The sequence below is a fragment of the Candidatus Villigracilis sp. genome, assembly GCF_057083605.1.
Map to the genome: position 1 here is coordinate 1 of NZ_JBXMTI010000101.1, position 22,072 is coordinate 22,072.

The 22,072-nt window shown below is 47.5% G+C and carries 18 protein-coding genes, 1 tRNA gene and 1 pseudogene; 8 read left to right on the forward strand and 12 right to left on the reverse strand.

Features of this window, described 5'->3' with window-relative positions; all coding sequences use genetic code 11:
- The coding region (locus tag AC14M5_RS14770; RefSeq protein WP_484030448.1) for a hypothetical protein at nt 1-885 on the forward strand (885 nt) is incomplete at its 5' end.
- A 183-nt stretch (nt 886-1,068) separates the two neighbouring features.
- Nucleotides 1,069-1,149, forward strand: a tRNA-Pro gene (locus AC14M5_RS14775).
- A gap of 60 nt (nt 1,150-1,209) precedes the next feature.
- On the opposite strand, the gene AC14M5_RS14780 is transcribed toward AC14M5_RS14775, so the two are convergent.
- Nucleotides 1,210-2,154, reverse strand: coding sequence for an IS1595 family transposase (locus AC14M5_RS14780; protein WP_484030449.1), 945 nt, complete (start codon nt 2,152-2,154; stop codon nt 1,210-1,212).
- A gap of 323 nt (nt 2,155-2,477) precedes the next feature.
- Here AC14M5_RS14780 and AC14M5_RS14785 point away from each other — a divergent pair, with 323 nt between their 5' ends.
- Nucleotides 2,478-2,966 carry a hypothetical protein gene (locus tag AC14M5_RS14785; protein ID WP_484030450.1) on the forward strand — a complete coding sequence of 163 codons (489 nt, stop codon included), beginning with the start codon at nt 2,478-2,480 and terminating at the stop codon, nt 2,964-2,966.
- A complete protein-coding gene (locus tag AC14M5_RS14790; protein WP_484030451.1) occupies nt 2,967-3,320 on the forward strand; it encodes a hypothetical protein in 354 nt (117 codons plus the stop codon).
- On the opposite strand, the gene AC14M5_RS14795 is transcribed toward AC14M5_RS14790, so the two are convergent.
- From AC14M5_RS14795 to AC14M5_RS14805, 3 genes are all read right to left on the reverse strand, one after another.
- On the reverse strand, nt 3,297-4,043 hold the full coding sequence (locus AC14M5_RS14795) for a VIT1/CCC1 transporter family protein (protein ID WP_484030453.1): 747 nt from the start codon (nt 4,041-4,043) through the stop codon (nt 3,297-3,299). The genes AC14M5_RS14790 and AC14M5_RS14795 overlap by 24 nt on opposite strands.
- Nucleotides 4,044-4,374: 331 nt before the next feature.
- Nucleotides 4,375-5,322 carry a hypothetical protein gene (locus AC14M5_RS14800; protein ID WP_484030454.1) on the reverse strand — a complete coding sequence of 316 codons (948 nt, stop codon included), beginning with the start codon at nt 5,320-5,322 and terminating at the stop codon, nt 4,375-4,377.
- Between the two features lie 111 nt (nt 5,323-5,433).
- A complete protein-coding gene (locus AC14M5_RS14805) occupies nt 5,434-7,023 on the reverse strand; it encodes a toll/interleukin-1 receptor domain-containing protein (RefSeq protein WP_484030455.1) in 1,590 nt (529 codons plus the stop codon).
- 454 nt (nt 7,024-7,477) lie between these two features.
- On the opposite strand from AC14M5_RS14805, the gene AC14M5_RS14810 reads away from it, so the two are divergent.
- Both AC14M5_RS14810 and AC14M5_RS14815 read left to right on the forward strand, forming a co-directional pair.
- The gene (locus AC14M5_RS14810; protein ID WP_484030456.1) at nt 7,478-8,773 is read left to right on the forward strand and encodes a sensor domain-containing diguanylate cyclase; all 1,296 of its coding nucleotides are present in this window, start codon (nt 7,478-7,480) and stop codon (nt 8,771-8,773) included.
- Between the two features lie 173 nt (nt 8,774-8,946).
- Nucleotides 8,947-10,122 carry an NAD(P)/FAD-dependent oxidoreductase gene (locus tag AC14M5_RS14815; protein ID WP_484030457.1) on the forward strand — a complete coding sequence of 392 codons (1,176 nt, stop codon included), beginning with the start codon at nt 8,947-8,949 and terminating at the stop codon, nt 10,120-10,122.
- A gap of 267 nt (nt 10,123-10,389) precedes the next feature.
- Here AC14M5_RS14815 and AC14M5_RS14820 read toward each other — a convergent pair whose 3' ends face one another.
- From AC14M5_RS14820 to AC14M5_RS14830, 3 genes are all read right to left on the reverse strand, one after another.
- Entirely contained in the window at nt 10,390-13,503 is a 3,114-nt protein-coding gene (locus AC14M5_RS14820; RefSeq protein WP_484030458.1) for a tetratricopeptide repeat protein, read from the reverse strand.
- Complete coding sequence (locus AC14M5_RS14825; protein ID WP_484030459.1) at nt 13,484-13,648, reverse strand: hypothetical protein; 165 nt, start codon at nt 13,646-13,648, stop codon at nt 13,484-13,486. The genes AC14M5_RS14820 and AC14M5_RS14825 overlap by 20 nt, the downstream gene beginning before the upstream one ends.
- A 209-nt stretch (nt 13,649-13,857) precedes the next feature.
- Nucleotides 13,858-14,628, reverse strand: coding sequence for an AMP nucleosidase (locus tag AC14M5_RS14830; protein ID WP_484030460.1), 771 nt, complete (start codon nt 14,626-14,628; stop codon nt 13,858-13,860).
- 406 nt (nt 14,629-15,034) lie between these two features.
- On the opposite strand from AC14M5_RS14830, the gene AC14M5_RS14835 reads away from it, so the two are divergent.
- On the forward strand, nt 15,035-17,374 hold the full coding sequence (locus AC14M5_RS14835) for a beta strand repeat-containing protein (protein ID WP_484030461.1): 2,340 nt from the start codon (nt 15,035-15,037) through the stop codon (nt 17,372-17,374).
- Nucleotides 17,375-17,451: 77 nt separating this feature from the next.
- On the opposite strand, the gene AC14M5_RS14840 is transcribed toward AC14M5_RS14835, so the two are convergent.
- From AC14M5_RS14840 to AC14M5_RS14860, 5 genes are all read right to left on the reverse strand, one after another.
- Nucleotides 17,452-18,369 carry a nucleotidyl transferase AbiEii/AbiGii toxin family protein gene (locus tag AC14M5_RS14840; RefSeq protein WP_484030462.1) on the reverse strand — a complete coding sequence of 306 codons (918 nt, stop codon included), beginning with the start codon at nt 18,367-18,369 and terminating at the stop codon, nt 17,452-17,454.
- A complete protein-coding gene (locus AC14M5_RS14845; RefSeq protein ID WP_484030463.1) occupies nt 18,366-18,968 on the reverse strand; it encodes a type IV toxin-antitoxin system AbiEi family antitoxin domain-containing protein in 603 nt (200 codons plus the stop codon). Before AC14M5_RS14845 ends, AC14M5_RS14840 begins: the two co-directional genes overlap by 4 nt.
- 559 nt (nt 18,969-19,527) lie before the next feature.
- Entirely contained in the window at nt 19,528-19,974 is a 447-nt protein-coding gene (locus AC14M5_RS14850; RefSeq protein ID WP_484030464.1) for a PIN domain-containing protein, read from the reverse strand.
- Nucleotides 19,961-20,230: an AbrB/MazE/SpoVT family DNA-binding domain-containing protein gene (locus tag AC14M5_RS14855; protein ID WP_484030465.1), complete on the reverse strand. Its 270-nt coding sequence runs from the start codon at nt 20,228-20,230 to the stop codon at nt 19,961-19,963. The genes AC14M5_RS14850 and AC14M5_RS14855 overlap by 14 nt, the downstream gene beginning before the upstream one ends.
- 359 nt (nt 20,231-20,589) lie before the next feature.
- Nucleotides 20,590-21,495 (reverse strand): HNH endonuclease, encoded by a 906-nt coding sequence (locus AC14M5_RS14860; RefSeq protein WP_484030466.1) that lies wholly within the window; start codon nt 21,493-21,495, stop codon nt 20,590-20,592.
- 149 nt (nt 21,496-21,644) lie between these two features.
- Here AC14M5_RS14860 and AC14M5_RS14865 point away from each other — a divergent pair.
- Nucleotides 21,645-22,072: pseudogene (locus AC14M5_RS14865) on the forward strand (DUF5677 domain-containing protein); the annotation flags it as partial.

The window sequence follows — 22,072 nt, forward strand, 5'->3', positions numbered from 1 at the left end:
CATCGGGAAACCGAAATTACACAGTTAAACTCCGGACTGGCTAGCATCGAAAGTAAGATTGACAGGTTGATTCCTCAAATAAGAAGCGAGATCGCCCAGCCCCAAGATGAAAAAGAAAATATTGTCCATCAAATGGAGTATTTGAAAACTACTGTGGCATCTCTTCAAAAAGAAATAGCGATATTGAAACAGACAGAATATCAAGACCCAAAAACAGAAATCAAAGTAAAAAAAGAAGCGGTCTTTCGGAAGCGAGGAAAAATACCCACGCTCATATATCCGGGCTCAATTAACAATTTTAGGGCATTAATGGATAGTTTCCTTACTATTCATACCAACAATTGGACATCGCCTAAGCAGCCGGAATATTTGCAAATCTACTATTCTCCTGAATTGCGAGCCCCCGGGCGGGAAGGCTGGATTGTATCGCTTTGTCTTGAGGTAAACGGTAATATGAGCGAGTCAGGTAATCGTGCTACGATATTCGGATATGAGAAACTTCCCGATATAACAGAAGTTCAGTTTTTAGATGGATTACATTACTTTACAATGGGGTCACGAAGGGAATTTAATGACCCCGGCAGGCCCATATATAACGGAGAGCCACTAATAGGCGATAGTTTATTGTTACTCAGTCAAGAGATTTTGCGGGGATGGAAGAGCGAAGAAGCAACTACGTTGACAGAACCAGCAAAACCCCAGGAACTATGGGAACAAATACCAAATGTAGGATGGTATCGCCAAGCACTAAAGCTCTGGCATGAAGGCTTAAGTACATCCGAAATTGGTGTTAGAGTGCGAAAAGATGAACAAACAGTCAGAAATAAAATCGCAGAACTTAGAAGTCTTTACGGGGACAGTATAGTTCCACGCCGACGAAAATAGTACATTCCAGTACATTCTAGTACATTTTATGAGATTGCCACCCGTACGACTATGCCTGTATCTTATAGGCATGAAAGGATGGTATTCATGCCCCCACCAATAGTTTGATAAGTTGCCCTTGAACGGATTATCTGACGGCAACTTAAAAGCAGAGACCCCGCCGGTCAGCGAGGTCACAATCTTGGTCTGGTGATGAAACTGGCAAACATGACGTGCTCGGAACACGTGCCTAGCGGCTTGAGGGTTCAAATCCCTCCCAGACCATTGATAGAAACATTTTAACAAAAATGGGAGGGCTGTCAATAGCCCTCCCGAAACTCTAATCTACTTCTTTGTCGGGTCTTTGTACATCAGTCTTTTACCCCCGACTTTCCTTATTGCTTGAAATGCCCGCTCTGAGTCTGATATATCACGGCGATTGTAACGAAAAGTAAACTCATCAACATAGCGGTCTAAATGCTCTTCGCTCACATGATGGAAAGTGCCAGTCACACCCCGTTTCAAAAGGGCAAACCATCCTTCAATCGTGTTTGTGTGAATCTCGCCGCGTACATATTCACCGGTTCCGTGATCTACAATTTCATGCCCTGCGAATTCTTGGTCAAGTCCCTGATAAACGGAGTAATTGTCAGTCATGATAGTAGCATCTTTGGAAACGTTTCTGCGGATGATTTCCTTGACGGTCTTTCCACTAACCGTTGAAACTTTCATCGCTCGGACATTGCCGCCACGTTCAACTAGAGCAAACACGGGAGTCTTGGTCTTTTCGCTTCGGCCTTGTGTCCCTTTGGTGCGTTTGCTGGCGTGTTTGTTCTTTTCTTTTCCGCCGATATATGTTTCATCCGCTTCAATTGTGCCAGTCATGAGCGCACTGGACAGCGGCTCTTGCATCATTGCATAGCGGATGCGGTGAGCCATAAACCAAGCGGTTTCATAAGAGACTCCAAGAGTGCGGTGTAATTGGTGAGCCGAGATACCTTTCTTGGATGAACACATCAGATAGAAAGCCATGAGCCAGTCGGCAATCTTGATTCGGGAACGCTCCATAACCGTACCGACTGTAACGGTAAACTGCTTGCGGCATTTCTTGCACTTGTAAACGCCATTGCGTACTTTGGTCTTTGTGTCACCTTTGGGGGTGAGCTTGTAGGACTCTTTTCCGTCACAATGGGGGCATACGGCACCAGCAGGCCAGCGGATAGCCTCTAGGGTTTCGCGGGCTTCATCTTCGGTCATATTGCGTAATTGTTTGAAAGTGATATTATTCATGTGGCTCTCCAATACCCAAATGATACACTAAAAGGCTGGGTTTGTCAAGCCGATAATTCCCAAAAAATAAGCCGTTGTGTCACCCTGAAGGAGCGCTTTTCAGCGACTGAAGGGTCTCGAAAGTAAGTCATGAGATGTTTCGCGCCTGAAAAGCGGCGCTCAGCATGACACATTCTCTTATTCATTATTGACGTTATTTAGGAATTATTTTGATGCCACAATGCATCAGCGGTGCGAATGTTCATTGAGGCCGATCCAGTTGTCGGGGCGGGGCGAGGCAAAAAATTTTATATCCATGTAAAATTGTAGTAAGGAGATTTATCATGTCCACCATCATCTTTAACGGTAAGACCTATTCCAGCCTCGAAGAAATGCCTGCAAATGAACGCCTGGTTTACGAGCAGGTGGCGCATATGTTTGTGGATAAGAACGGCAACGGCATTCCAGATTTTTTGGAGGGGGACATGGTACAGAATGTGCTACGCGCGTATTCCACAAAAGTGGATGTTAACGGCGCAACCTATCACAGCCTGGATGACCTTCCACCGGAGATGCGTCAGAGCGTGGAGCGCGCGTTTCAAAAACTTTCAGAATTAGGTATTCCAATGGTGATGCCTTCCGCGCCTCAAAGGCAAAACGCTCAAGCGGGTCGTGAGCCGATGGCAGCTTCAAAGCCTTTTGTTTCGCGCGAATACAGCCCGACGATCCAGGAAGATAAAGGCACAAACCCGTTGATGTGGCTGATGATCGGCGGCGTGCTGGTATTATGCGTGAGTGCGGCAATTGTTGGGATTTTGCTGATGGGGAATTAGATGAAACCATTTCCTTTAATACTCGTCTACACCCTGATTGCGGGCGTAATTTCTGCGATCACAGCACCCATACCGGGCACATCCCTATTGCTGACTGCGCTCGAGATTTATATGATCGTGCATCTTGCCAAGCTGCATGAATACAAATTGGGATTTAAAGAAATCGGAACTACAGCCGTTGCGATCTATAGCCTTTCAACGGTGTTGAAAGATACGGCGCTTGAAATCCTCACCTTTGTGCCTGTCATCGGCTGGGGCTCGGAAGTGGTTGTGGCAATCGTGTTTGTTTTCTTTTTAGGGATGCTTGCAAATTTGTATTTCAGCAAACCATCACGGCACCGGCGGGACCTTTAGCAGGACTCCGACCAAATAGCCTGCCATCGCGCTAATGGTTCCGATGATCATCATTTCCAGCCCGCTGCGCATCGGCCTGCCAACGGTCATACGCGCCTTGTACACACCAATGGCAAAAAGGACAAAAGCCGTCATCAGCACAGATATCCACATGCTTACGGAAACGGGCAAAAATATAAAAGGCGCGATTGGCACCAGCGAGCCGATGATCGCAGAGAGGCCAACCACCCACGCGGCACGCAGCGCGGTCTTTCGATCCACGGGTGCAAGCCGATGTTCCTCCGCCATCATCACTGCCACCCACACATCCTGGTTTGACGTGATGGTCTCCACAATGTGGTTAAGCAATTCCCCTTTGAAACCCTTGCTTTCGTAAATATCGCGGATTTCTTTCGTCTCAAGGTTGGGTGCTTCCAAAATATGACGGTATTCGCGCTCACGTTCGCTTTGATATAGATCGGCATCTGCAAGCGTAGTAGTGAAAGCCACAGCGCCCATTGAAATGGATTCAGCGAAGGTGGTGGCCAGCCCCGCCACTAATACCACACGCACATCATTCGTAGCTGCGGCAATTCCAAGCACAACACCAAGCACGTTAACCAGCCCATCCTGCGCACCCAGAATAAAATCGGAAAGACCCGAAGCGCGTTTGTGCGGGTCTGTATGGCTGTGATGAAAATGTTCCTGGATAAGGGGGTCATGCTGGTGAAGGTACATGTCCATATCTTACATTCATGTTATTAAATACATAATGGACAAATGTCACGGATCGAATTTCCCTCTGATGGCATGTTAGCCTGCCAACAAAATAAGACGACGCCTCCTACATAAAAACAAGAGGCGGCGTCTTTGGGAATAGAATTACATACTCACCTTATGCAGTGTCGTTCTCCCGAAGGACATCGGGACGATGTGAGCGTAGCGAAGAACCTGTACGATTATCTCAGAGACCCTTACCCTACGGGCACGATGTCGCTGTCGCTCAGGGAATCACGATTGGGTGCGTAAGGTGAGTTACATAAACACAGATGAAGGAAATCCTTTAGTCATCCTATTACTGGAAGTAAAAATCCACAGCCAGGGGAGAATGAGTGGATATATTCCTGATAAGGTTCTTGGCCACGAGAACGCCGGTGGTTGGGTTGGGTAGTTTATAGGATTGCAGCGCCAGCATTGGCTCGGTCACCCAGACATGATCCACTTTGCTGACATCCGCGAAGAAGGTAAATCCACTGTCTACCAGAATGGGAACACACACGAGCTGGTTTTCGGGATACCCCATCACCACCCCGGGAGAAGGAATTGTCATATCGCCCAGCAATATGGCAGACTCGGCGGCATAGGGTTTAATAATGTCGGCAATGCTTTCAACATTCTGGCAGGCTACTTCATCAAAGTTTGGCCGGATATGCGCGGCAAAGACCTGCACAGATTGTCCACCCGCAGTGACTACCTCCGCGCGGAGCAAGCAATTGCTGACATTGGAATAAGTTTCTGAATTTTTTATTTGAAGTTTGGAAAATAATACAAGATCATAAGTGTTGCCGTCTTTATCCACCTCGGCATCATCTGCCTGGCAATAAACGTATTCCATGCCAAGCTCGGTTGCCACCTGTTCTGCAATTGCGAAATCATCCGCAAGCCAGCCATTCGCTTCCTGAATGGAAAGCACATCCGCGTTATAAGACTTCAGAACGGATATGACTTGGGGAATTTTATCCAATGCACCCCGCCCAACGGTATAGCCCATAAAGCGGACTGCTCCATCATGCGCCTGCAGGGCGGATGCGGTTGCTGTCAGAACAGATCCCCCGAGAACGGTAGGTGTTACATAGGGTGTCTTTGTTGGAATACTTCTTGTGGGAGTATCTTCAATGATCCTGGCCCCTTCGGGAATCCTGGAGCCACATGCCTGTACCAGCGCCATTGCCACTACGAGGAACAAACCCGCTTTAACCCACTTCTTTGACTTGCCTTTGTTTATTAAGTTGTGTGTGCTCATACGATATCTCCTCATCACCTATCTGGTTTTTTCGCACGTTGTTTGCGCCCTTGGAATGGGGCATATTATAAGAGATTACCGTCAATTGCAAGGTTTTTTTGATGAGAAAATTTATGGTGTAGATGAGGGGTGAGGCGGCCACTGAATTTGGACAGGCCCGGCGTAGCCATGTTTCTCAACCAGATATATAACTCCGCCGGATGGTTCTGAACAGCCGGGCTCATCGGTGACGAGCAGGTTGTTCTGCCAGGCAAAAATGGAATTGAAGGTTAATACACCATCCTGGCAAAGCCAGAGTTCCGCCAGGTAGCGCGGACTCTGCGGGCTTTCCAACTCTCCATCGGGCAGGATGTATTCATCCCAATAAATGGCAACTTGATCTCCGGCCTTAGTTCGGGCGGTGTATACATTTTGCGGTTCAGGCCAGAGGAAGGAAAGGGGAATTCCAACCTCGCCAGGATACAAGACCTTAAGGCTATCCACGTCACCTTCCAATGTGATCTGATTCAGGCTCACCCAACATGTACCCTCATACCCGTCCGCTTGAACGTACGCCCAGCCCGAATTAATATCCCTGCCCAACACTTGCAATTTGATTCCCTCGATCAATCCGTATCGATAAAGAAACAATTCGCCGGGCCCGTGTACGCATGAAAGATGCTCGGCGACAATGCCGTTCAAAGTCTCAAACACTAGTTCTGGCGTGTCAGTTGGTGTTGCAGTTGGTGTTGGGGTGTCTGTAGCGGTTGGACCGGCTGTCAGCGTGGGTGCAGCTGTGGCTTGTTCTGCCCCATTATCGGCGGGGGGTGAGGCGGGCGAGAGTGTGGTCAAAAGTGAAAGCGCTGAAAGTCCGATGCCTATAGTGAGAACAGCGGCTGTTAAAGTCAGCATGATGTTACCAAGGGTAAGGCCAAAGATGGAAGAGAATTGGGATTGTAGTTTCAGCCAAAAGGATTTGATGGGGCCGATGGTCGCGGCAACTGTCAGCAGGCCGAGGGAGATGTTGATGAAGTTTGCGTCGCCTGCCAGCCTCAAAGAGGTAATGCCAAGTTCCTGAAATCGGGTATCGCTGTTAAGCGCCAGGGTTTTTAGTTGGAAGGCGATATCGGCGGGCATGTCCATAAATACATGCACACTACCGGCCGTGACGTTCGCGATCTTTAATTGAGATGGATCGGCATTCGCCAGGTTTGAAATAAAGGCCAGGAGTTGTTCCTGTTTTTCGGTAGTGAATGCGGAAACGTCTATGCCTTGAATGACCAATTCGGTCTGTTTGTGTGATTGTTCACCGGTTGGTTCTATTTTTTTTAGGTGGGGTTTTAATACTTCAATTAATTTCTCGGCTGATTTTTCGAAGCCAAGCAATGGGAGATTAATGAATTGCAAGCCTGCCAATTGATAGCGGATCTCCGGGGGCAGCCTGACGACCTCCAACATCACAACGTAAGTGGGACGCCCTGAATCCTGAGCCAGGATGACTTCTTTATGAACATTTTTGGAAGCGGCGGAATTGGCCGATAACATGAGCACGAACGCGTCACAGGTATCAATTGCTTCAACGATCTGTACCCGCCATGAGCTTCCCACCTGGATATCTTCGCGGTCAAGCCAGGCGCGGATGCCGGCCTGACTCATCGCACCTACAAATTTGTCGACAATTTCAGCGTCTAGTCTGGAGTAACTGGTGAAGATATCGCCCATTATTTAATTCCTGTCAGATAATTAGTGACTGCATAATACGGGATTATGAAGCATAAGTCAACAAATTTCAACCCATGCCTGATGATATTTGCAAACTTGAAATCTTTTTAACACAAACCATGCGAATGATCTCATGGAAATTAGCCTTTGGTACACGGATTGCATGGAAAAGGCGGAAAATAGGTTCTTAAATGTTCTTCCGTGAAATCCGTGTTGTCCGTGTACCAGAATCACAGCAGCTCCCGGAGAACCAATTTTGTGGCTCTCTGGGTTTTGCCCTGATGAACTGCCAGCAGTAGGTCGGATTGCCAATCCGACTTACGCCACACCGCCAGATATGCGGGACCATCACGGCGATTCCTAATGAACCAATTTTGTTTTTCACTTCAATTTAAGAAAGGGGCGTACAATTAATTAAACGGGCTTAACGGTGATGGCAGAGGAGACAGGAAGCATGCCTGAATACGAGTTATTCTTTAAATATTCGCTGGACATGTATGTGATCGCAGGGGTCGATGGATATTTCAAGCGTGCGAACCCCGCCTTTTGCAACATGCTGGGCCGCAGTGAAGCCGAGCTTTTATCAAGACCTTTTGCCGAGATAATTCACCCTGATGACCTTGCCAAAGTAGAAGGGGCCATAAAAAACCTAAGTGCCGGTCACCCGGCCTTTTTGGTTGAGGTGCGTTTGCTTGCCGCAGATGGAGCATATCGCAACCTTCAATGGTCGGCGTATCCCGACCCGAAAACCGGGCTGCTCTTTGCGATTGCCAGGGATTACACCATGCCCTTTTTTGACGCCCAACGGGTCAAGTTATTAATCGACTCTTCCCCGACAGCCGTCTTTCTGGTGGAACAGACCGGGACGATCTCCTATAGTAATCATCTCGCTGAGATCATCTTTGGATATGAGAAGAATGAATTGATCGGAAAACCAATCGAAACGCTGGTACCTTCGAGTTTTCGTGACCATCATCGGGAGCATCGCAAACTTTATATAGCCAGTCCTGTTCTGCGTCCGATGGGCATTTTGCCAAACCTGGTAGGCTGTCGAAAAAATGGGGATGAGTTTTCAATTGACGTGGGGCTGAACCCGGTCTGGCTGGACCGAGGGACGATCATTATTTGCTCGGTAATTGATACCAGCCATAAAGCAAATTACGTAAACCATTTGAAGGAGGAGAGAAAGAAATTATCGAAAGACAACGCCCGCCTGGTAAAGCTGGCAGACCGGGACCCTCTTACCGGGCTTTATAACCGCAGGGCTTTCGAGCGCATCCTGTTGAGTAATCTTTCGGTGGCGCGCGAAACAGGAGATTGTGTTTCGATCATCCTGGCTGATATTGACCACTTCAAGAAATTTAATGACACTTACGGTCACCCGGTGGGTGACTTGCTGCTCAAGTATCTTGGCGATGTTTTGATCATAAATGTGCGCGCGGAGGATACAGTTGCGCGAGTGGGTGGGGAGGAATTTGTGGTCATCTTGCCTGGCATCGAACCTGACCTGGTAGCAGGGTTTGGCGAACGTTTGCGTAAAGTTGTAGAACGGGGGAATTGGAGTTCAAAATCAATAACGGTAAGCCTGGGAGCTTCATCTTATACATTCACGTCAAAACGGGTAGCGTTGAAACGCATCATGCAGCAGATGATTTCCGAAGCAGATCAGGCCATGTACGAATCCAAAAACTCGGGGCGCAACCGCTTCACTCTTTTTGCCGATCTGCCTTTAAATCACAAGACCAAATGACTCAGGCCGAAACCTTTATACAAAAAAATCTACTCATCTCAAAGTGTAAAAGTGTTTTGGTTACCCAACAGTGCTACAATTTAATTACTGTAATTTCACCCCGATGGTGAGATACAAGATAGATAACCCTAACACCTATTTATAGGTTTCCAAACTAGCAGAAGGAGAATCCCATGAAACATTATAAATACCTGATCATTGGCGGCGGTATGACTGGTGATGCCGCTGTGAAAGGCATCCGTGAACGTGACGCACAAAGTTCAATCGGCATGATCGGCTCAGAGACCGATATGCCCTACAGCCGCCCTCCGCTGACAAAAGGGATGTGGAAGGGACGTCCATTCGAAAAGATATGGCGCGGTACCGATAAGCATGAGGTGGAATTCCACCTGGGCCGTACGGTGGTGAAAATCAACCCGACCACGAAACTTGTGCAAGACCTCGAGGGCGAAGAATATGAATACGAAAAATTATTACTCGCCACCGGCGGATCACCCAATCACCTGTCATTCGGGGGGGCGGATATTATTTATTACCGTACACTCAAAGACTACTTGCGCCTGCGTGAGCTGACCGAACAAGGGCAGCGCTTTCTGGTGATCGGCGCAGGTTTCATTGGCTCTGAAATTGCGGCGGCATTGACCATGAACGGGCGGCAGGTGACTATGGTCTTTCGCGGGAAGTCAATTGGTGAGAATTTGTATCCGCCAAGTCTTTCGATATATTTGAATGATCACTATCGTGCGAAGGGCGTGAAGCTCGTGCCCGGGGATGAAGTCACAAGCCTCGAGAAAAGCGGGAGCAGTTTGAAGGTCCAAACAAGAGGCGGGCTGGTAATGGAAGTCGATGGAGTCGTGGCCGGGCTTGGCATCCGCCCGAATGTGGAATTGGCAAAATCGGCCGATCTGAAAGTGGACGATGGCATTATTGTGAATGAACGCCTGTTGACTTCAGCCACTGATATTTACGCGGCGGGTGACGTAGCCATGTTCCCGCATTTCACGTTGAATAAACTTATGCGCGTGGAGCACGAGGATAATGCCTTGAAGATGGGCAAGCAGGCCGGGCGCAACATGGCCGGCGCGGACGAACCCTATACTCATACGCCGAATTTTTATTCAGACCTGTTCGAGTTGAGCTATGAGGCAGTGGGTGAATTGAACAGCAAAATGGAGATGGTGGCAGACTGGGAGAAGCCGAACGAAAAAGGGGTTGTGTATTATCTTGCAGATGGCCGTGTGCGCGGTGTATTGATGTGGAATATCCGCGACAAAGTTAAAGATGCCACAGCCTTGATGGCCGAAGCCGGGCCGTTCACGGCGAAAGACTTGAAGGGAAAATTAACCTAAAGCAATGTTGCTTTAGTATGCACACTAGAGCTTTAACCACAGAGACCACAGAGGTCACGGACGTGTGCCCGTAGGGTAGAAAAGCTTTAAAAAATCTCTGTGCGCTCGGTGGTCTGATATGAAAATAGTATCGGAGTCCAAAGTCTCCAGACTTTGGCAGCGTGAAAGCAACGACTGGAGTCGTTGGACTCCTTTTTCATCCTTCGGGGTGAAACCCTTTCACGAAAACTCCGTGATGAAAAGATTTTAAGAAACAGTCATTAGCAACTATCGCCCAATTCCCAAACTGGAAGTGGATATTTGATCCACTGAACTTTTTTCTATCTCTATGCCGGCAAACTTTAGCCGCGAAATTTGCTGCAAATAGGCCCCGGCCACAACAAAGATAAGCGGACCAAATGTAAACAGGGCGTAATAGCCGACGTCCACCGGGCTGAAATCAATTGAGGCAGGCACAGGTTCGATATTCGCAGCGATCAGTTTTTGAACATCGAGAGTCATCTCTTCCCCAATAATTTTGCTGACTGCTTCCACTAGCGTCTGCTGGGAATTAAATCTTTCAGGCACAAGCAATGCAACTTTTACCAACAGATCTTCAGGTATACCAACTGCCTTTAATGCTTCAAGACCGTCACCAGTGAAAGCATAGCCCGGCGGAACGCGCGTTGGTTGGCCGACAAAGAACATGAACTGCCCCACCAGAAAAGCAAAGATGGCTATTGCAATGACCCATGAGCCCGCTTTTTGTTCAAGATTGCTCGGAGAAAATGGGCGGAGTTTCTCGGCCAGTTTTTTGGCGGCCCGCTTCGCCTTTTGATAATTTTTATCGGAAGCTGGGATCGATTCAAAATCGCGTTGGGCATCGCGCAGCAACCTCTCATCGTGATGGCTTTGTGACTCAGACAGCATAACGCGGGCATAACCACGCGCATAACGAATGGCCGCCATTTCGCGCAGGGTCAGCACCTTCGACGCGTCATCGCTATCTGCCAGACGCAAGGCTCTTGAATAATATTCAATGGCCTGCGTATACATCTCCTCAGCGTCCACCGATTTTTTGCCGTCTTTAGGGCCATCACCCATGGCAGTGTAAGTCTCGCCCATGCCAATGATCGAATCCAGGTGATGCGGCGAAATCTTCAATACGATCTCATATTCCTTCTTGGCTTCATCCAACATTCCCGCTTTGCGATAGGCTTCAGCCAAATTACTGCGATAACTAAAATCATCGACGTTCAGATCGACGGCGTTTTTGAAACTCAGGATGGCGACTTTATATTCATCGAGACGCATCAGGATCGCGCCCAAAGTTGAGTGGGCATCAGCGGATTGATCATCCAATTCCAGGGCTTTTTGGGCATCCTTCCGAGCGCTTTCGAGTCTATCCACCGCGAGGCCTGCCTTGGCGAGATAAAGATAGTAGGGGGCTATGGCTCTTTCCTGCATTTGTTGTTTTTCGGCATTCGTCAGCTTCTTTTTCAAGTGGTCTTCAAGCCGCGATAAAGTCTGCATGGCGCGTGAATACATATCAATACTGCGGCGCATCAATACAGAATCATCTTCAATGGATATACGGCTTGCCACTTTGAGCGGCCTTCCAGTTTTCTTGAAGGGAACTATATCCGCGCGGTTCAGCAGCGACTTAAAATCGCTCAGCCCCGTTGTTTTTTGAATGATCTCCCTCGCCTGTTCAGCTAGAAATTGCTGGCGGGCCATCGACCCCAGACCGTTATATTCCAATTGTTCCTTTCGATCTACATAATAGTTGAGAAGGCTCTGTTGGAGGTCGAGGTTTTCAGGGTCAATTTCCAAGCCGATCTTATACAGGCTCTCACCCAACTCATGGCTTTGGAAAACTTCATAGGCTATCCAACCTGAAAGCCGATAGTCGGATGAGATCTTCCGCTCGGCTGATATTTTTTCATTTTTTGCAAACTTTCTAAGAGCTTCCTTCCACTGCGTGATCGCCTCCCTATACTTGCCTTCCTGATTCATAACTAGGGCAATATTGTAGGTGGGATAAAACGAATCAGGGTCGAACCTGGTAGCTTTTTCATAATTATCAATGGCCTCGGCGTATTTCTTTCTATCAAAAAAAATGTTGCCGATATCATTGTATAAATTGGAAAGGTCACTCGGCTCTTTGGCTATGTTGATGGCCTGCCGAAAAGCCGTCTCGGCCTGATCATAGTCCCTGAGCGCATCCTGACAAAACCAGCCAAACCGTCGATATCCCTCTGCGTAAGTTGGGTCTGCCTTGATGGCATCGTTGTACATTTGGAAGGCATCCTCGTTCCTACCGAGGCTTTGCAAAGCATCCCCACAATCCAAATATGGGAAAGCGGATTTCTCATCCTTTTTTATCGCTTCGATATATTTTTCAACAGCGCCTATATAATCCTCCTTTTTTGCCAGCGCCAGTCCCCAATTGTTATAGGCATCGGCGTAGTTCTCATTGATCGCGATCACAGCCTTGTATTGTTCAATGGCCTCGTCATATTTTTTCTGTGCATCCAGTGCTAACCCCCAGTTGAAGTGAGCATAAAAATACCTGTTGTCCCTTGCAAGCGCCGCTTTGTATTGCTCAATGGCCTCGTCATATTTTTTCTGCCCTTCCAGCGCCAATCCCCAGTTGTTGTAGGCATCCACATAATTCTCATTGATCGCAATCACAGCCTTGTATTGTTCAATGGCCTCGTCATATTTTTTCTGCGCATTCAAGACAGCCCCCCAATTGTTATGGGCATCGGCGTAATACTCATCGACTGCGATGGCGGCCTTGTATTGCTCAATGGCTTCGTCATATTTTTTCTGCCCTTCCAGGGCCAGCCCCCAGCCGTTGAAGGCATTGGCGTAACTCTTATCGATGGCAATTGAAGCTTTGTATTGCTCAATCGCTTCGTCATAACGCTTTTTTTCCCTAAATATCTCACCCAGGTTGTAATACCCAGCCGCCTTATCCAATGAGACTTCAACGCCTTTCCGATAGATGTCCACTGCTTCATCAAAGTGATCTTGCATAGCCAGAAGAGATTCTGCCCAGCCATAATAGGGGTTTTCGTAGTCATTCTCAATGGCAATAGCGGCCTGATATTGTTCAATCGCTTCATCGTATTGTTTGTTATCCCTGAAGATCTCGCCCAGGTTGTAGTGGCCGGTGGCTCTGTCCTTCGAGACCGCAATACCCTGCCGATAAACGTCGACTGCCTCTGCGAAGTGATTGGGAATAGCCAGCAGTGCTTCGGCCCAGGCATAATACGAATATTCATATTTTTTATCAACAGCAACTGCTGCCTTATATTTTTCAATGGCTTCGTCGAATTTCCCCAAATCAAAGAGCCCATCGCCTTCCTGAAGCAGTTTAGCCTTGGATTTTTTCATGGCCTTCCTCCGCCAGAATCAATAACTCACCTTCTATGAATTGATGTCGTTGCGAGTCGCCGCTCTTGTACTTTGGCAGCGAAGCAATCTTCTTTTGAACTGAAATATCCATTGAAAGAGGAGATTGCTTCGTCGGGAAGAGCAAAAAACCTCCTCGCAACGACATTTGTGCGGTAGAGAACTCAATAATAAAAATTGTATAAGAAATGGGAGGCAGAGTCAATGCAGATCACGCGGATATGGCTTTTACAAAGTTGGGAACTTTTTAACGCGAATTACACGAATGTGCGAATGGTACGAATAAAGGCTAAAAGATTGGCGAAATTCGCCTGCATCTTGCCCATCGAGGTACCCCTAGAATTTCAAATGTTTGACGGTCTGTCCCTTGTTGATCAACTCTTTGAGCGAATCGATGCCAATTTGCAGGTGCAGATCCAAATATTGCTGTGTGACCTTTTTGTCACTGCTGGCGGTTTTGACGCCGCTGGGGGTCATCGGCTGGTCGGAGACCAACAGCAAAGCGCCCGTTGGAATCTTGTTTTGGAAACCTGTGATGAAGAGAGTGGCTGTCTCCATGTCAATTGCCATGGCGCGGATGCGGCGCAGGTAAGCCTTGAATTCCTCATCATGCTCCCAGACGCGGCGATTGGTCGTGTAAACCGTACCAGTCCAATAGTCCCGGTTATGATTGCGGATCGTGGTCGAGGTGGCTTTCTGTAAATTGAAGGCAGGCAGGGCAGGCACTTCGGCGGGAAAATAATCATTGGAGGTGCCCTCTCCACGGATGGCCGCAATTGGCAGGATCAAATCTCCCACCTTGCTCTTTTTCTTGAGGCCGCCGCACTTCCCCAAAAAGAGACAGGCTTTCGGCTTGATGGCCCCCAACAGGTCCATGATGGTAGCGGCATTGGCACTGCCCATCCCAAAGTTGATCAGCGTGATGCCCCCAGCGGTGACGTTCGGCATGGGCTTGCCCTCGCCGCGAATGGGGACGTTGAACCATTGCGAGAACATGGTGAGATAGGCTTCAAAGTTGACCAGCAAAATATATTTGCCGAAATCCTTGAGCGGGGTATCGGTATAACGTGGCAGCCAGTTGTTGACGATCTCTTCTTTTGTTTTCATGGTGTCTCCATAATCATGGGATATCACGATCAATCTTACCTGAAATTGCGAGGCCCATGTCGGAACCCCAATTTTGGGAGTGCCTAAACCCCAAAACATAAGGAGTGTCACCCTGAGCGGTAGCGAAGGGTCGCTGAGATTGGCGTAGAGATTCTTCGCTTCGCTCAGAACGACACAATCGAAGTCTTGCCTTTGAAATTAGGCACTTCCCCAATCTTTATCAAAGTCATTGTATAGTACAACAGGCGAATAATAGGATATTCATACCATTTGTTCGAGGTGCAAGTTTGATATGATATATTCACATGAGTGTTGTCGGGCGGTGTCATTAATACCCAGGTTTACAGGTATACCTACAGAAAAGGTGATAGCCATGTTTAGATTGCGCTCTATCTTGTTCAGGAGTATGACACTAGCGATGTTGATGTTGAGCCTCGTTTGGCCGACAACAGCTTACGCAGACGATGGCAGTGTGCCCTTAACAGCCTCGGCCGACCCTTACTTTACCGTGGCAGGGACAACCTACAACTTTAGCGCGGGAGATTGTGATCCGCTCACGGGGGGAGCACAGGCATGTTCAAATCCGATTCAGGCTTCCATTAACTTTCTTAATGGCACAGCGGCGGCATCCCCGTGGTTTGGGATAGGTGCCACGCCAGATGATGGCAATATTTATGTTGAGGCTGAGACGTATATCGAAGATGTCATCATCGATGGCCTTAGCGGTTGGAACTCTGGCGTAAATACACCCGCATCTCTTGGCATCATTGGCGAAGACAGTGGAACCACGGCACTTGATGGTGCGTTTGTCATCACGGGTATGAATGGTTTGACCTTATCAGGGTTCACGGTAGAGAATGTAGATGACTCTGGGAATGTTGCCTCGATCACTGCTCATGACAATAATGGAACACTCGAACTGAGTGACATCGTCATGATCAGCATTGACCCCGGGATCAACCCCACCGATCATATTGGTGATGGAATTTATGTATTCGATCACACTGGCGATATCCTGTTGTCAAATGTTGACTCCAACAACAATTCAGAGAATGGGGCCTGGCTGGATAATAGAGCAGGTACCGGCGGAGTCTGGATCGACTCAAGCTCATTTAATTCGAATGGAGGCGCGGGACTCATTGTTCAATCCAATGGAGATATCAGCCTCGTATCCGTGCTTGGCAACGGCAACCTGTACGGCAATGGCGTCGATAACTGCAATGCCGTGGTCCTCACTTGTATTGGAACGGGAAACATTTCCGTCAGCTCAAGCGTGTTTAGCAACAATGGCTTGCCCGATGTTATTATCCCCCACACCATCGGCTTCACCGCTTCATCCAACGGAGATATAAGTTTCTTCAATGTTACTGCCAACTCCAATAACAATAATGGGGCTCATCTCGCCAACTCATTCGATGGTTCAACAGGCAGCGTCCTGGTTGAGTCGAGCCAGTTTAACGAGAACGGTCAAGGGGAACTGGGAGATGGGCTTGTGGTTCACTCGCGTGGGGGCGTCAGTCTGGTGGATGTTACGGCTGAGCTAAATCTGGAAAACGGTGTGCAGGTGTACAACGGATTCGGCGGAGCCATTGCCAACGTGTTGGTGGAAATGGGACAGTTCAATAATAACGGCCTGGCAGGGATGGAACTTGGTTCCAATGGCGATGTTAACGTTTCAGGCGCATCTGTTCATGGGAATGTTACTCTCGGCGGCACCAGTAGCGGTATTGAAGTGTATGCGGATTCCGGCGGAAATATCATTCTCGCCAATATCATCTCTGACGATAACCATGGCGGAGGCGCCCTGCTGGATAATAAAACAGGCACGGGAAGCATCTCGGTTGAGTCAAGCGAGTTTAATCAAAACGATGGCTGTGGCTTGTGTGTGTACTCAAACGGGGATATCAGCTTCATCGGTGTGACCGCCAGCTATAATGGGTCAAGCGGAGCAAATGCGCTTAATTGCAATCCAAGCGGCTTCACGTGCACCGGGACAGGCGGCATCTTCGTCAGTTCCAGCAATTTCAACAACAATGGCCCGGTGGGTTTCAGCAGTCCGCATATCGTTGGGTTTGTTACTGAATCCAACGGGAATATCACCCTCTCGAATGTTAGTGCCAGTTCAAATAACTATCATGGCGCGGTGGTCTTTAATTACTACGATGGCTCAACCGGCAATATCATGGTGGAGTTGAGCAAGTTCAACGATAACGGTCAGGGCGGGGAGTTGGGGGATGGGCTTAAGCCTCAATCGCGCGGTGACATCAACCTGCTGGATGTGATCGCCAACGGAAATTTGGAAAAAGGAGTCGAAGCGGCCAGCGGATTTGGCGGCGGCACTGGCGCCATCTTTGTGGAAGGCGGTGAATTTAACAATAACAGTGTGGAAGGCCTGGAGCTTGGTTCCTTCAATAGTGATGTCAATCTCTCAGGCGCTGTGGTCGAGAATAATGCCCTGCTCGGCGCAGAACTTTATTCTCCGATCACAGTCACTGTAAGCTGCAGCACTTTCACAAATCATCCAACTGGTATCCAGGGCGATACTCCATTGTTAACTTTGAACGGCGTGGGCTTCTCTGGCAACACCGTGGATTACACCAATACCGGCCTGGTGGTGATTGACTCAGATTGCAATCCCGCCAGCACATCCAGCGGCGACCTTCACGGACAAGGCAGCCCTCTCAATGGAAGTATGCATGCGAATTGCAATGCGGCGAAAGGCGAGGTTGATCCGCTCTGCCCCTGATAAGTATTCGTTCTTTCTGAACCTGCGAACTGGTTTCCAAAAAGGAAGCCAGTTCTTTTTTTGAGAGACTCCCCCTCTTATCGCCAACCACCACGGCTAGACCAGCGTTTATTCTGCACTTGCGCGTCTGACCGAAATCCCTGTAGCGGATATTCCAGGAATTGCCTTATCCTGTGTACCACCACCTTCAAATCTTTCAGGGCGTCAGTCTGTAATTTGGATTTATATAAAAACGATTCCCAGTTTTTTTGATTGGCAACCGCAAGCTCGTCTCTTAATCCATAGGGAATTTCATTCGTTAATTTTAAGGGACGATTGTCAAATGTGGCTTTGAGGGCAGCGATCAGGAGTTGGCTCTCAAACTCGAATGTATGTGCAAGCAGGTGAATGTCATAATAATCCTTCCAGCGGCTGTTTAAATCTGCAAAGCGGATCATCGCATGGAATTTTTCGGAAATGATCGACTCTGGCGGATATCCCTTGATGCGAGGTTTTTCCATGCGATTAAGAAGAACAGGGTAATCCATATCCAATGCATCAGAACCAAGTTCATCCGAAAAACCGATATCCACTTGCATGGGTATTCTCGCTTTACCCAAATGCCCAACGAATGTGATTCGGCTTCCGCCTTGATCTGCATCTGCCTGCGTTTGCAAGAGCCGTAAACTCTTTGGTTCAAAGAGAACTCCATCCTCGGGAAATGAAACAGACATTGCTTTGCAAAACACCGACAAAATATCGCTTTGCATATATTTCGCAGTACCCAGAAAATCAATATCGCGCGTAGCGCGCCGCATTGGAATACCCAATCCGTAAAACATCAAACCGCCCTTGAGAATAAAGTCATTGGCATAATGAGTTTTGGACAAACGATAGAGAAATCTTTCCATCCCATAATATTGAAGGATCTCGCTAAAGGGACGCCCGCTCTCATCTGCCTTGCTTTTTAACTTCGCCTGAATGGAAGCGGCAACGTTTGCAACTTCACGCCTCATAGCAGGCTCTTCAAATATGGGACCATCAGTTTTTCGACGCGATTGATTTTTGCATATTCCAGCAGTCCGTGGATGTTCATCTTCGGCTGGTTGATATATTCCTTCAATGCCTCCAATGCAATTTCCTCCCCGATCCTTTTTCTGAATTTGAAACAATCCGCAATCGTTTTTTCGCGGTTATATATTTTCACCTTCACGCCATCCAACACGTGCACATCCACGCCTACCGAGTGCAGGGAGGTTGTCACCCAAAACACTTCCAGAGGTGGATATGTCATACGTGGCCTGCCCGTGTTTTGAGGGAGCGCCACATACACACTGTGTGGGATTTGAGTCGTGATCTCATAAAAATATAGAGCAGAGATCAGGCAGATAACTCCTTTGGGCACAAGCAGACTGACTTGAACAAGATCAGGATTCCCCAACGGTTCGCTGTCTGCCAGCCGATACACGCCACGTGCCTCTTTGACCAGATCACCACTCTGAACCATTTCATAAACAATATGTTCAGGGACTCCGAGTCGTATAGCCTCGGAGGCACGCAGCAAGCCTTTGTGCTTCTCGAACACCTTTTTATAAACTGTGTATTTCTTATTCATGGATATATTATACAAGGAAATCAAGGTGTTTTCAAGGAAAGTACATTGATTTTCTTTTTTAGAGACACCCCCAAATGTAAGATAGAATGAATGCAGCTTACTCGGTCTTTGCCGACAGTTTAAGTCAGACCCCTGTTTTTGCCTCGCCGCTGGACAGGGGTCGTTTTATGACAAATTCCAAAACGGACAGACCCTTTCCGTCTGCCCGTTTATTTTTCGTCCAACTTATTCCTCTTCCCCATCCCCGCCCGACGATAAAACCGTCGGGCTATTCCTACAAAGTCCGCCAAGGCGGACTAGCCGACTTCCAGTCGGCTTCGTATGCGTAGCGCGGGATTTCAATCCCGTGCGGTGACGAGGGCGCGATTCAATTTCGCAATGACTCTCGCTGGATAATTTAGCTCACGAAGCCCAGCACGCGGGCGGTGCTTCGACATGGTGAGCAAAGGACGAACCGTCAGCACAGGCCCTCAACCCCATCTCGCTCAATACCTTTTCCCGTATGTGGCATCCTCTTCCTATTGCAAATCATGGACATTTTATCCAGGATCGTTTGTCATCACGAACTTAAATTTTCCCTTATCCATGCAAGGACATCGCCAGGAGACCCGATCTTGATGCCTGCTCTTTCTGCAACTTTCGGATCATCTAGAAAATGTCTGCGATTATGTGTCGCAAGATAATCAACATGAGCTTTCATTGCCGCCAACAAAATGGGAACATCATCTGGATCGGCTATCAAGTAAAGGTTTTCTTTTATTTCTTCCTGTGTCGGATTATGAACAACTTTCAGGTCGGCATCCTTTAGAGTTTGACGAAACTCGGGCAATGCGTGAGGAACTTTCCTCGCAATGGATCGTTCACTCTCGGCAATGACCTGCTCACTGATAAAGGTTTCAATTTGCCCATTTTCAGACATGACCAGCAAAACACGCGCTGCGCCAGCGGATGAAATCACACCAGCCATTACCGCACTGCTGTCAAGGAACACTTTAATTTTTGACATAGTGTTCTTTATAATAGGTTTTTCGTTCCTCGTCCAAAGTTACAAGCAGATCTTCCAATGTCACATTAGCTTCTTTCACTTTCCTGACCACTTTATCTGCATTCTTCATAACTTTGCTTTCCATAGGGACCAGAAAAAATGAGCCATCCCCAACATCAATTAAATTGAAAAACTCACCTTCCTCGAGTTTATATTTCTTGCGCAAACTGGCGGGCAGGGTGATTGTTCCTTTACTGCGGATTTGAAGTGTAGTCATATATTTTCTCCAGAAAATCGGAATTTCCGAATTTCCGCCATTATAGCACAAATTACTGGCGCACTTGTTCCGATTGATCTTCCCCACCACTATGGATTGCGAAGCATTCCTCAAGACCTCATCATTCCCACGCGCGGACAATGCTTCGACACGGTGAGCGAAAGATGAACCGTCAGCACAAGCTCTCCACCCCATCTTCCGCTACTCGCAATTCGCAAACCGTTCGGGATAAATCCCTCGCTGGCACAGCCCCCTGTGGGCATAACCTGAAAGCGCTACGCGCTGATTGCGCAAGCCCGAAGGGCTTGCACGAACTGAGGTAGGACTTTGCGAAGCACCCTGTGGGTTAGTCCGCCGATTTACGCCCTCGTAAACCGACTATACCGCCACTCCAACGCCTCTTGACTCGGCCATTGGCTTCTCGAACTCGGCAAAATCAATTTCGTTTTATGTAATCTTTTCAACCCATGCTGCAAAACGGGACCATCTTCCTCCTCCAAAATATCTTCGCGGACTTGAATAACATAATCTGGTGTTACGCCCAAGATAAAGCTATCATAGGCGGAATGATGCAGCTTACAAAGAGAAATACCGTTTTCTATTTTTGATGTACTTTCGGGCAAATTATCAGGGATGATATGAGCAGCATCGAGCAATTCCCGATGTTTCAAGCGACAAAAAGCACACTGCGATTTATAAGCATCAAGAACTCTTTCTCTAAAAAGTCGCTGAAATAATCTTACTTTTACAGTAGCAGTTAAATAAGCATGTCTTGGGTCAGACACTTCTGCAATTTGCCGTGAAATGCTCGACTCGGAATACTCAAAAGCAGGGACGGCATCATCCACAGCAACTTTGAATGTGAGATTGCTTTGATCATCCCCAATAATATAAACGGGCCAAGTAGCAAGATACTTTCCAGGTTCGATTCCATGAAAATAAACCAGTGGGCGTTTTAACTCAAAAACCTTTCGCAAGCCTACATTGTCACGGTGATTAGGGTCAGTACCGCGATAACTGTAAATTAGGAAATTGTCTTTCCCAAAATAATCATCATAAGGACCTTTTGGAGCAGTTGTGATGGATATTGGGAGATCAAGAATTTGGGGTTTAAAAATCCCCTGCGGAGCAACTAGCGGAATCCGCTGACCTTCAAACTCAAACCCCTGCTCAAGTAATTTTCTTGCCAACACATCCCCATGCGAATTGACCTGCTCCGATAGCCAGTTGAATGCCGCCAAGCGAACTTGAAGGTCAATGTCCATAAAGCGATTTTACACCATTCATATAACTTCTTATTGGTGCTTGTCTACGTCTTATTCATAAGAAGAGATACAATTGGTAAAAAAATGCTATACTGCCTCCAATAATGGGTTGAGATTTAGATTTACAGAGTTAAAGGTTAATTGCAAACATGGAAGATAAAAAGAATGTAAGCGGTATTGGCGATCACATATTGCACAAAAAGAAAGGAGTGCTCGCAACTCCACTTAATGATGCAATGCGGGATACATTAAGACTAAGTTCTTGGGCAAAAGAAAGAATGCCTGAATATCTTTGGCTTGGCTTAATTTTGCACTTTTACGGTAGGGAAAAAGGTTTTGAAAAAGTAAGAAATATTCTAATTGAAATATCCAAGAGCATTGAATCCCTGTCCCATCCAAGGTTGTCAATGATTTTGGATCTTCCGACCAATGAGCAAAAAAGGGTTTACGAAATAATTTGTGAACATATCGACAAAAAAGTCTTAGCACCTCTAACGATTCTTTACAAAAGCAGATTTTATTCAGTATTTAATGAATATTTTTTCATTCCACATTTCTCAGTGGAGGAGAGAATTAG